This window comes from Aliihoeflea sp. 2WW (assembly GCF_000497755.1).
Taxonomy (GTDB): Bacteria; Pseudomonadota; Alphaproteobacteria; order Rhizobiales; family Rhizobiaceae; genus Aliihoeflea.
The window spans coordinates 1-11,651 of the sequence record NZ_AYOD01000046.1; the positions used below are offsets into that span (position 1 = coordinate 1).

9 protein-coding genes are annotated in these 11,651 nt (G+C 65.1%); 3 read left to right on the forward strand and 6 right to left on the reverse strand.

Annotated features, from left to right (window positions below):
• Positions 1-84: 84 nt before the first annotated feature.
• Together guaD and ALII_RS0117800 are read right to left on the reverse strand one after the other, a co-directional pair.
• Entirely contained in the window at positions 85-1,398 is a 1,314-nt protein-coding gene (guaD, locus tag ALII_RS0117795; protein WP_024588579.1) for a guanine deaminase, read from the reverse strand.
• Positions 1,398-2,609 carry a urate hydroxylase PuuD gene (locus ALII_RS0117800; RefSeq protein ID WP_024588580.1) on the reverse strand — a complete coding sequence of 404 codons (1,212 nt, stop codon included), beginning with the start codon at positions 2,607-2,609 and terminating at the stop codon, positions 1,398-1,400. The genes guaD and ALII_RS0117800 overlap by 1 nt, the downstream gene beginning before the upstream one ends.
• Positions 2,610-2,737: 128 nt before the next feature.
• Here ALII_RS0117800 and ALII_RS0117805 point away from each other — a divergent pair, with 128 nt between their 5' ends.
• Positions 2,738-3,658 (forward strand): LysR family transcriptional regulator, encoded by a 921-nt coding sequence (locus ALII_RS0117805; protein ID WP_024588581.1) that lies wholly within the window; start codon positions 2,738-2,740, stop codon positions 3,656-3,658.
• Here ALII_RS0117805 and xdhC read toward each other — a convergent pair.
• The 4 genes from xdhC to uraH form a co-directional block, all read right to left on the reverse strand.
• Positions 3,642-4,448, reverse strand: coding sequence for a xanthine dehydrogenase accessory protein XdhC (gene xdhC, locus ALII_RS0117810; protein WP_024588582.1), 807 nt, complete (start codon positions 4,446-4,448; stop codon positions 3,642-3,644). The two genes, ALII_RS0117805 and xdhC, sit on opposite strands and share 17 nt — an antisense overlap.
• 155 nt (positions 4,449-4,603) lie before the next feature.
• On the reverse strand, positions 4,604-6,946 hold the full coding sequence (gene xdhB / locus ALII_RS0117815; RefSeq protein ID WP_024588583.1) for a xanthine dehydrogenase molybdopterin binding subunit: 2,343 nt from the start codon (positions 6,944-6,946) through the stop codon (positions 4,604-4,606).
• Between the two features lie 201 nt (positions 6,947-7,147).
• On the reverse strand, positions 7,148-8,623 hold the full coding sequence (xdhA, locus tag ALII_RS0117820; protein WP_244437464.1) for a xanthine dehydrogenase small subunit: 1,476 nt from the start codon (positions 8,621-8,623) through the stop codon (positions 7,148-7,150).
• 171 nt (positions 8,624-8,794) lie between these two features.
• Positions 8,795-9,157 carry a hydroxyisourate hydrolase gene (gene uraH / locus ALII_RS0117825; protein WP_024588585.1) on the reverse strand — a complete coding sequence of 121 codons (363 nt, stop codon included), beginning with the start codon at positions 9,155-9,157 and terminating at the stop codon, positions 8,795-8,797.
• Positions 9,158-9,315: 158 nt separating this feature from the next.
• Between uraH and puuE the strand changes: the two genes are divergently transcribed.
• Positions 9,316-10,761 (forward strand): allantoinase PuuE, encoded by a 1,446-nt coding sequence (puuE, locus tag ALII_RS0117830; protein ID WP_029660684.1) that lies wholly within the window; start codon positions 9,316-9,318, stop codon positions 10,759-10,761.
• On the forward strand, positions 10,758-11,588 hold the full coding sequence (locus ALII_RS0117835) for a bifunctional allantoicase/(S)-ureidoglycine aminohydrolase (RefSeq protein WP_024588587.1): 831 nt from the start codon (positions 10,758-10,760) through the stop codon (positions 11,586-11,588). Before puuE ends, ALII_RS0117835 begins: the two co-directional genes overlap by 4 nt.
• Positions 11,589-11,651 lie beyond the last annotated feature (63 nt).

The window sequence follows — 11,651 nt, forward strand, 5'->3', positions numbered from 1 at the left end:
CTGATCTCCCCCCTTGAGGGGGAGATGCCCGGCAGGGCAGAGGGGGGTAATTGGCGAAAACGTTCATGAACACCCCCGGTTCACTCACCCCGCCAACTCGCTCTTCGCCCGCTTCCCCGCCACGTAAACCTCCCGCACGCACCGATCATCCCCCATCGTCTGCATCAAGAACAGCTCTTCCGCCAGCGTCTCGATCCGCTCCATGCGCAGCCGCATCGCCGGCGTCGCCTTCGCATCGAGCACGACGAGGTCGGCATCGGTGCCGATGTCGAGCGTGCCGATCTTCTCCTCCAATGACAGCGCCTTGGCGTTGCCGAGCGTGATCTGCCAGAACGAGGCGAGCGGGTTCAGCTTCTCGCCATTGAGGGCGATGATCTTGTAGCCCTCGTCCATCGTGCGCAGCATCGAATAGTTCGTGCCGCCGCCGACATCCGTCGCCGTCGAGATGCGCAGCGGCTTCGCGCGCTTGCGATAGCGCTGGTAGTCGAAGAGGCCGGAGCCGAGGAAGAGGTTGGAGGTCGGGCAGAACACCGCGATCGAACCGGCGTCCGAAAGCGCATCGGCCTCGCGTTCCGACAGATGGATCGAATGGCCGAACAGCGTCTTCGGCCCGGCGAGGCCGTAGTGCTCGTAGATGTCCGTATAGTCCTTCGACCAGGGATAGAGCTCCTGGGTGAAGGCGATCTCGGCGTGGTTCTCGGACAGATGCGTCTGGATGTGGAGGTCGGGATGCTCGGCGGCGAGCGCGCCCGCCATCTCCATCTGCTCGGGCGAGGAGGTGATCGCAAAGCGCGGCGTGATGGCGTAATGGCCGCGCGCGCGGCCATGCCAGCGGGCGATCAACTCCTTCGTGTCGTCATAGGAAGTTTGCGGCGTGTCGGTTAGCGCGTCGGGCGCGTTGCGATCCATCATCACCTTGCCGCTGACGACCAGCATGTCGCGGCTCTCGGCTTCGGCAAAGAACGCGTCCGCGCTCTCCTTGTGGACCGAGCAATAGGCGACGACCGTCGTCGTGCCCTGCCGGATCAACTCGTCGAGGAAAAGCCGCGCGATGCGCCGCCCATGCTGCAGGTTGGCGAAGCGCGTCTCCTCCGGAAACGTGTACTTGTTGAGCCATTCGAGAAGCTCGGTGCCGTAGCTGGCGATGACCTGCATCTGCGGGAAATGGGCATGCGTGTCGATGAAGCCGGGCAGGATGAGGTGTGGGCGATGATCGACGACGGCGACGTCGCGGCCCGCCTCGCGCGACACCAGATGGAAATCGCCCATCGCCGCGATCTTGCCATCACGGATCAGAAGCCCGCCATCTTCCTCGTAGCGATACGAGGCGCGGTCTTCGATGCTTTCCGGCTCGGTGAGGAAGGACAGCAGGCGCCCGCGCAGTAGAAGCGTCGACATCACCGCCCCTCGAACCAGGCGACCAGCAGGCGGCGCTCGTCGTCGGTCATGCCGGAGACGTTGCCGGGCGGCATGGCGTGGCTGCGGCCGGCCTGGACGTAGATTTCGCGCGCGTGCTCGCCGATGGCGATTTCGCTGTCGAGCAGCACGCCCTTCGGCGCAAAGTGAATCCCGTCCCAGCCGGGCGTGGCCGCATGGCACATGGCGCAGCGTCCCATCACCGTATCGCGCACGGCCTCGAAATGGGTCGACGCCATCAGCGTTTCGGCGCGCAGCGAGGCACGCGGTTCGCCCGTCAATGCCGCCGGAACGGTGGACAGCCACATGATGACGATGAAGAGCACGGCCGATGCCCCCCAAGTCCAGTGCGGCTGGCCCTTTCCGGCATGCACCGAGTTGAAATAGTGCCGGATCAGGACGCCGATGATGAACACCAGCGAGGCGATCACCCAGTTGAACTCCGTCGCATAGGCCAGCGGATAGTGGTTCGACAGCATCAGGAAGATGACGGGCAGCGTCAGGTAGTTGTTATGCGTCGAGCGCTGCTTGGCGATCTTGCCGTATTTCGGATCGGGCGCGCGGCCGGCCTTCAAATCCGCGACCACGATCTTCTGGTTCGGGATGATGATCAGGAAGACGTTGGCCGACATGATCGTCGCCGTGAAGGCGCCCAGATGCAGGAAGGCGGCGCGCCCGGTGAAGAGCTGCGTATAACCCCACGCCATCGCGACGAGCACGCCGTAGAGGATCAGCATCAGCGCCGTGTCGTTGTTGCCGAGCGGCGACTTGCAAAGCTGGTCGTAGATCAGCCAGCCGATGCCGAGCGAGGCGATCGAGATCAGAATCGCGACGGGCGCCGAGACGTCGAGCACGTTGCGGTCAATCAGATAGAGGTCGGCGCCGGCATAGTAGACGATGGCGAGCAGGAAGAAGCCCGACAGCCAGGTCGCGTAGCTCTCCCATTTGAACCAGATCAGGTGCTCCGGCATGTTGGGCGGCGCGACCATGTATTTCTGGATGTGATAAAAACCACCGCCATGGACCTGCCACTCCTCGCCATTTACGCCGGGCGGCAACTGGCCCTGCCGGCGAAGGCCGAGATCGAGCGCGATGAAATAGAAGGACGAGCCGATCCACGCGATCGCGGTGATGACGTGCAGCCAGCGCGCGGCAAAGCTCAACCAGTCCCAGAAAATCGCAAAATCGTACAAGTGTGAGCCCTCGGCAAATCCCAGCCTCGGACTTTACGCGTGACGGTTCAATGCGGAAGAGGGAAGCGACGCGATGACTTTCAAAAAAAAATCGAAAATGCTAGGCCGCTGACGCTTGGGAGCGAGAAATGGCCTATCTGGACAATGTATCTGTTTTCGTGCGCGTGGTGGAACTCGGCAATCTGTCGGCCGCCGGGCGCGACATGCGAATTTCGCCCGCCGTCGCCTCCAACCGCATCAAGGAATTGGAAAAGCACCTCGGCGTGCGGCTCTTCAACCGCACCACGCGGCAATTGATGCCGACCGAACACGGCCGCATCTTCTACGACGGCGCCAAGAAGGTGCTCGACGCGGTGACGGACGCGGAAGCTGCGGTCACCTCGCTGTCCGGCCAGCCGCGCGGCACGATCCGCGTCACCGCGCCGCTTGGCCTCGGCCGCCGGCTGATCGCATCGGGCATTCCCGATTTTCACGACCGCTATCCCGACATCGAAGTGCGGCTGCGCCTGTCGGACCACAATGTCGACATGATGAAAGAAGGCATCGACGTCGCCTTCCGGCTCGGCCAGTTGGAGGATTCGAGCCTTCGGATGCGCGGCGTCATGGACTGCGAGCGCGTGCTGGTCGCCGCCCCGCAGTATCTTGAAGCGCGCGGCGAACCGCAACAGCCGCAGGATTTGATCGACCAGCGCCACGACTGCCTGCTGTTGCGCTTTCCCGGCGCGCGCGAATTCTACTGGCCGCTGCAGACCGCCGAAGGCGTCCAGAAATTCGATGTGCGCGGGCCGTTCGATTCCGACGATGGCGATGTGTTGACGAGTTGGGCCCTGTCCGGGCGGGGCATCGTCATGAAGCCGCGCTTCGAGGTCGAGCCCTTCATCCGCGACTGGCGGCTGAAAGTCATCCTGCCTGAAACGCCCCCGACCCCTGTGCAGCTTGCGGCGGTCTATCCGCACCGCAAGTTTCAGGACCCCAAGGTGCGCCTGTTGCTCGATTTCATGGCCGAGCGGTGCCAGCGTCTCATTCGCGACATCATGAAGCCGCGCTGAAAAGCGCGGCCGAAATCTCCGCTGTAGCCATCGCCGCGATGACAGCCGGGCGCTTGTCCTTCACCACTGAGCCGCCTATCGGGCAGACGAGGCGGTTAAGATCGGCCTCCGATCCGCCGGCCTCCTTCAGATACCAGCTTTTGAACGTCGCGCGCTTGGTCTTCGAACCGATCATGCCGACATAGGCCGCGTCGTCGCGCTTCAGCGCCTCGGCGACGATCAGGAAATCGAGCGCGTGGTCATGCGTCAGCACGACGAAGGCGGAGCCGGCCGGTGCGTCGCGCACGCTCTCTTCGGGCACCGGGGTCAGTCGCGTCGTGACACCTTCGGGCATCCCGTCAAGCGCATCGGCGCGCGTTTCGACGATGGTGACGTGCACCGGCATGAGCGCCAGCGCCGCCGCGAGCGCATGGCCGACATGGCCGCCGCCGAAGAGCAGCACGTGCGGCTGAATCTCTTCTTCTCGCTCGATCCGCTTCGTGATCGCGGCGCGCAGTTCGGCATCGACGAGCGCGATGTAGATCTCGGTTCGCCCGCCGCAGCACTGGCCGATCTCGGGCCCGAGGGGGATATCGAGAAGGTCAGCTTCCGGGCTGCCCGCAGCGATCATCTCGCGCACGCGGTCGATCGCCATGAATTCGAGCTGCCCGCCGCCGATCGTGCCGAAGATGGCGGTCGGCGAGACGAGCATCCACGCCCCGACCTCGCGCGGGGTGGAGCCGACGGCGGAGCGAACCTCGACGAGGGCGAGGTCGGGGTGGGTGGAGAGGAAGGTTGGGAGGGTGGTCATGGAGCGCGCCCTGATTGGGAGGCGTCGGGCCCTACGTTGCCCCCCTCTGTCCTGCCGGACATATCTCCCCCGCTGCGGGGGAGATATGTCCGGCAGGACAGAGGGGGGCGCGACAAGGCGAAATCATCGACGAACTATACCCCGGCATGGCTGCGCTATCTCCGCGCCGCCTTCACCCGCTCCACCGCCATCAGCACCCGCTCCGGCGTCGCCGGCGCGTCGAGCGCGGGAAACACCTTGTGCCCGCCGACGCTCGCCACCGCATCCGAGAGCGCATGGAACACCGACATCGCCAGCATGAAGGGCGGCTCGCCGACGGCCTTGGAGCGATGCACCGTCGGCTCATGCGCCTCCGGCCAATCCGCCAGCGTCACGTTGAAGATCTTCGGCCGATCCGAGGCGAGCGGGATCTTGTAGGTTGAGGGCGCGTGCGTCCTGAGTCGCCCCTTGTCGTCCCAGACGAGCTCCTCCGTCGTCAGCCAGCCCATGCCCTGCACGAACCCGCCCTCGATCTGGCCGAGATCGATGATCCGGTTCAGCGAGCGGCCCGTCTCGTGCAGGATGTCTGTGCGCTCGACGACATATTCGCCGGTGAGCGTGTCGATCGACACCTCAGAGCATGATGCGCCGTAGGCGAAATAGTAGAACGGCCGCCCCTCGCCCTTGTCGCGGTCCCAGTGGATTTTCGGCGTCTTGTAGAAGCCGGCGGCCGAGAGCTGGATGCGCGCCATATAGGCCTGCTTGACGAGGTCGGCGAAGGGGATCTCCTGATTGCCGAGCCGAACCCGGTTCGGCAGGAAGACGATCTGGTCCTTCGGCAAGCCATACTTTTCGGACGCGAAATCGCACAACCGGTCCTTGATCTGCCGCGCAGCGTTCTGCGCCGCCATGCCGTTCAAATCCGTGCCGGACGATGCGGCGGTGGCCGACGTGTTCGGCACCTTGCCCGTCGTCGTCGCGGTGATCTTCACGTTCGAGATGTCGATCTGGAACTCTTCGGCCACCACCTGCGCGACCTTGACATAGAGCCCCTGCCCCATCTCCGTGCCGCCATGGTTCAGGTGCACCGAGCCGTCCGTATAGACATGGACCAGTGCGCCTGCCTGGTTGAAATGCGTGGCGGTGAAGGAGATACCGAACTTGACCGGCGTCAGCGCAAGCCCGCGCTTGATGACGCGGCTCTTTGCATTGAAGGCGGCGATTTCCTCGCGCCGGCGCTGGTAGTCGCAGGACGCCTCCAGTTCGGCGACAATGCGGTGGACGATATTGTCTTCGACGGTCTGATGGTAGGGCGTGACGTTGCGATCCGAAGTGCCGTAAAAATTCGCCTTGCGTACCTCCAGCGGGTCCTTGCCCAGCGCGAATGCGATCTCGTCGATGACGCGCTCGGCACCCATCATGCCCTGCGGGCCGCCGAAACCGCGAAACGCCGTATTCGAGACCGTGTTGGTATAGAGCGGCGCGGATTGCGCGTGGACCGCCGGGTAGAAATAGGAATTGTCGCAGTGGAACAGCGCGCGGTCCGTGACGGGACCGGAGAGGTCCGACGAGAAGCCGCAGCGCGCGGCATAGATGTAGTCGACGCCGCGGATCGTGCCGTCCTCGTCGAAGCCGACCTCGTAGTCGATCAGGAAATCGTGGCGCTTGCCGGTGGCGATCATGTCGTCGTCGCGGTCGAGACGGATCTTCACCGGACGCCTCAACTTCTTCGCCGCGATGGCGGCGATGGCGGCGAACTGGTTCGACTGCGTCTCCTTGCCGCCGAACCCGCCGCCCATGCGCCGCACCTCGACCGTCACGGCGTGCGAGGCCACGCCGAGCGCGTGCGCGACCATGTGCTGGACTTCGCTCGGATGCTGGGTCGAGGAATGGACGGTGACGTCGTCGTCCTCGCCGGGGATCGCGAGCGCGATATGGCCTTCGAGGTAAAAGTGGTCCTGCCCGCCGACGCGCATGCGGCCCTTGAGCCGGCGAGGCGCCGACGCAATGGCCTGTTCGGCCTCGCCACGCTTGAGCGTCAGCGGCGGGGCAACCATCTTGCCAGACTTCGCATCGAGTTCGCCGATATCCGTGGTGAAGGGCAGCGCGTCGTACTCGATCTTCGCCAATCTGCACGCCCGCCGCGCAGCCTCGCGCGTTTGGGCGATGACGGCGAAGAGCGGCTGGCCGAAGAACTCGACCTCTTCCGTTGCCAGCACAGGCTCATCATGCCGGCCGGTCGGCGAGATGTCGTTGACACCGGGCACGTCGTGGCCGGTCAGCACCGCGACGACACCCGGCGCGGAACGAACCGTATCGAGGTCGATGGCTTTGACCGCGCCGTGCGCGATGGTCGAGAGGCCGAGACAGCCATGCAGCGTGCCAGCCGGCTCGGCGATATCGTCGATATAGACGGCAGTGCCGGAGACGTGCTTGGCGGCGGAGTCATGCCGCTGGTCGGTTGCGACCCCACCCTTGATGGCGGCTGCGGAGAGGTCAGGCTGTGCGTGCTTGTTCATCGGCCTGCCCCGGAAGCGTTGCGATCCGTCGCGCCCCCCTCTGTCCTGCCGTACATCTCCCCCGCGAGGGGGGAGATTAGTCTCGTCGCCGACACCGCGTGATCTCCCCCCATGCGGGGGGTCCGTAGGACGGGCCGAGACAAGTGGCTCGGGCCAGGGCGGCCGGCAGGACAGAGGGGGGCAACGTAGGGCGTACGCATATCAAGCAGCCTCATGCCGCGAGACCGTCGCCGTCTCGCCCGAACTTTCCACAAACACCCGCATCAGCAGGTTCCTCGCCGACATCATCCGATAGTCAGCGCTCGCGCGCATGTCGGAGATCGGCTGGAAATCCTGCGCATAGACCGCCATCGCCGCCTCGATCGTCTCCATCGTCCACGCCATGCCGACGAGCGCAGCCTCCACGGATTTCGCCCGCTTCGGCGTCGCCGCCATTCCGCCATAGGCGATGCAGGCCGAAGTCACCGTGCCGCTCTCGATCGTCAGGTGGAACGCCCCGAGCACGGCCGTTATGTCCTCGTCGCGGCGCTTGGTGACCTTATGGACGGCAAACAGCGCTCCGGCATCCGGCACAGGCACATGGATCGCCTCGACGAGCTCGCCGGGCGCGCGGTCCTGCTTGCCGTAATCGATGAAGAAATCCTCGAGCGCGATCGTGCGGCGTGCCGCGCCCTTGCGCAGCGTCACCGACGCGCCGAGCGCGATCAAGGGCGGCGGCGTGTCGCCGATCGGCGAACCGTTGGCGATGTTGCCGCCGATCGTGCCCATGTTGCGTACCTGGTCGCCGCCGATCCGGTCGAGCAGTGGCCGCAGCGCGGGAATGCGTGTCGCAAGCGCCGCATAGGCGTCCGTATAGCTGACGCCGGCGCCGATCGTGATCGTGCCGTCCGTCTCCGACACCTGCCGCAACGCGTCGAGCCCACCGATGAAGACGACCGGCGAGATATCGCGGAAATGCTTGGTGACCCACAGTCCGACATCTGTGGAGCCGGCGACGATGCGCGCATGCGGTTCGGCTTCGAACACGGCCGCGAGGTCATCGACCGTTGCAGGCACGACGAGCCGATCCTTGCCCGCGCCGATCTCGACACGCGCGCCGTCGCGCATGGCTTTCAGCCTGGCGATCACCTCCGCGCGCTCGGCGACGAGCGGGTCGCGGCCTGCTTCGCCATAAGACGAAATGGCACGTGCCGCGCGCATGATCGCCTCGTAGCCGGTGCAGCGGCAGAGGTTTCCCTGAAGCGCCTTTTCGATGGTCGCGTCGGACGGGTTCGGCTCGCGCATCCACAGCGCGTAAAGCGACATCACGAAGCCCGGCGTGCAGAAGCCGCACTGCGAGCCGTGGAAATCCACCATCGCCTGCTGGACCGGGTGAAGTCCGCCATCCGCACCGCGCAGATGCTCGATGGTGACGACATGGCAGCCGTCGAGCGACCCGGTGAATCGGATGCAGGCATTGACGCCTTCATAGACGAGCCTGTCGCCGGCCAGGCGCCCGACGAGCACCGTGCAGGCGCCGCAATCACCTTCCGCACAGCCTTCCTTGGTGCCTTTCAGCGCCCGGTCGAGGCGCAGGAAATCGAGCAGCGTCGCGTCGGGACGGACGTCGGTGAGGGTGATTTCCTCGCCGTTGAGGAGGAAGCGGAGGTGGGGGCGGGCCATCGGAGAGGTCTGCATCAGGCACCCCCCTCTGGCCTGCCGGCCATCTCCCCCTCAGGGGGGGAGATCACGCGGTGTCGATGACGAGAATAATCTCCCCCCTTGAGGGGGGTCCGTAGGACGGGCCGAGACAAGTGGCTCGGGCCAGGGCGGCCGGCAGGACAGAGGGGGGTGTTTAGCGAATTCATCTCAACTCCCCCGATACGTCGAATAGCCGTAAGGCGAGATCAGCAGCGGCACATGATAATGCGACGTCTCCGCCATTCCGAAGCGGATCGGTACTTCGTCGAGGAAGGCGGGGTCGGGCAGGGCCACACCCGAGCCGCGCAGATAGTCACCCGCCGCAAACACCAGCTCGTACTGCCCCCGCGCGAAGTCCGCGCCTTCGAGCAGCGGCGCGTCGCAGCGGCCGTCCGCATTGGTGGTGACGGACTTCACATGCGCGCGATCATCCCCATCGAGCCTGTAGAGCGCGATCTTCAGCCCCGCAGCCGGCCGGCCCGATGCGGTATCGAGCACATGCGTCGTCAGTCGTCCTCCGCCACTGGCCATTTGCGAGCACCTCTTTGTTGTTATTGAGCCATTGTCGGTGATCCTAAGGCAAGTCATAAGCCCTCTGGAGGCGAGCGGCCACAAAAAGACTTTCAAATTTTTCGCCGGGAATGGGCGCACGCAACTCCGCCTATTCTGCCATCGATGGGGAGATTTCGATGACCGAGCCGAAGCGATATGTCCGCAACATGCGCGGCTATGGCGCCAATCCGCCAAAGGCGAACTGGCCGGGCGGTGCGCACGTCGCGGTCTCCTTCGTCGTCAATTACGAGGAAGGCGGCGAGAACTGCGTCCTCCATGGCGACGCCGCCTCAGAGGCATTCCTGTCGGAAATCGTCGGCGCGGCGCCGTGGCCGGCCAAGCGCCACTGGAACATGGAATCGATCTACGAGTATGGCGCGCGCGCCGGCTTCTGGCGGCTCCATCGCCTCTTCACCGAGGCCGGCCTGCCGGTGACGGTCTATGGCGTGGCCGACGCGCTGGCCAGATCGCCGGACCAGGTGGCCGCGATGCAGGACGCCGGTTGGGAAATCGCCTCGCACGGTTTGAAATGGATCGACTACCGCGACCACGAGGAAGAGGCGGAGCGCGCCGATCTGACCGAGGCCATCCGGCTTCATACGGAAGTCGTCGGCGAGCGACCGAAAGGCCTCTATGTCGGCCGCACCTCGGTCAACACCGCGAAGCTGGCCGCGCAGGAAGGCGGCTTCACCTGGATTTCCGACACCTATGACGACGACCTGCCCTACTGGCTCGATCATGACGGACAGGGCCGCGCGATCGATCCGCAGCTCGTTGTCCCCTACACGCTCGACGCCAACGACATGCGTTTTGCGACGCCGCAGGGCTTCAATTCGGGCGACCAGTTCTTTGCCTATCTGAAGGACGCGTTCGATACGCATTATGCGGAAGGCGAAGCGGGCCGACCGTCCATGATGAGCATTGGCCTGCACTGCCGGCTCGTCGGCCGGCCGGGGCGCGTGGCGGCGCTGAAGCGCTTCGTCGACTATGTGAAGAGCCACGACAAGGCATGGGTCGCGCGCCGCATCGACATTGCCGAGCACTGGGTCGCGAACCACCCTTACAAGCCCCATGCGCTGCGCCCGAGCCGCATGGCGCGCGACGAGTTCGTCTCGCGCTTCGGATCGATCTTCGAGCATTCCCCCTGGATCGCCGAGCGCGCCTACGACCTCGAACTCGGTCCGGCCCATGACAGCGCGGGAGGCCTGCACAACGCGCTGGCGCGCATGTTCCGCTCGGCAAGCGGCGCGCAACGGCTGGGGGTCCTGAATGCCCACCCCGACCTTGCCGGCAAGCTGGCCCAGGCCAGACGGCTAACCGAAGAATCGACCCGGGAACAGGCGTCGGCCGGTCTTGACGCCCTGACCGACGCGGAGCGCGCGACCTTCACCGCGCTGAACGACGCCTATGTCGAAAAGTTCGGCTTCCCGTTCATCATCGCCGTCAAGGACAACACCAAGGCGTCGATCCTCGAGGCGTTCCAGCGCCGCGTCGCCAACGACCGCGACGCCGAATTCACGATGGCCTGCAAACAGGTCGAGCGCATCGCCTATCTGCGGCTGAAGGACATCCTGCCCCAATGACCGAGCGAACCTATTACGCCCCCACCGGTGGCCTGCCGGCGCAGACTGAGCTCCACACCGGCCGCGCCGTCTTCACCGAGGCCTATGCCGTCATCCCGAAAGGCGTCATGAGCGACATCGTGACGAGCTACCTGCCCTTCTGGGACAAGACGCGGCTCTGGGTCCTCTCGCGCCCGCTCTCCGGCTTCGCCGAGACGTTCTCCCAATACATCATGGAAGTGCAGCCGGGCGGCGGCTCGGACCAGCCCGAGCCGGAAGCCGACGCCGAGGGCGTGTTCTTCGTCGTCGAGGGCGAGATCACGGTGACGCTCGATGGCGCGGCCCACACCCTGACGCCCGGCGGCTACGCCTATCTGCCGCCCGCCAGCGGCTGGACTGTCAGGAATGAGGGCAAGGACGTCGCCCGCTTCCACTGGGTCCGCAAGGCGTATGACTTCGTGGAAGGCCTCGATGCGCCCGACCCGCTCTTCCTCAACGAAAAAGACATCGCGCCCACCCCGATGCCCGATACCGGGGGCACATGGGCGACGTCGCGCTTCGTCGACCCGGCGGATCTGCGCCACGACATGCATGTGACGGTCGTCACCTTCGAGCCCGGCGGGCTGATCCCCTTCGAGGAAACGCACGTCATGGAGCATGGGCTCTACGTGCTCGAGGGCAAGGCGGTCTACAAGCTCAACAAGGACTGGGTGGAGGTGGAAGCCGGCGACTACATGTGGCTGCGCGCCTTTTGCCCGCAGGCCTGCTATGCAGGCGGGCCGGGCCGGTTCCGGTATCTGCTCTACAAGGACGTGAATCGGCATATGAAGCTGGGAAGGGTATTCTGATATGGTTACGCCAGACACCCCCCTCTGGCCTGCCGGCCATCTCCCCCTCAAGGGGGGAGATCA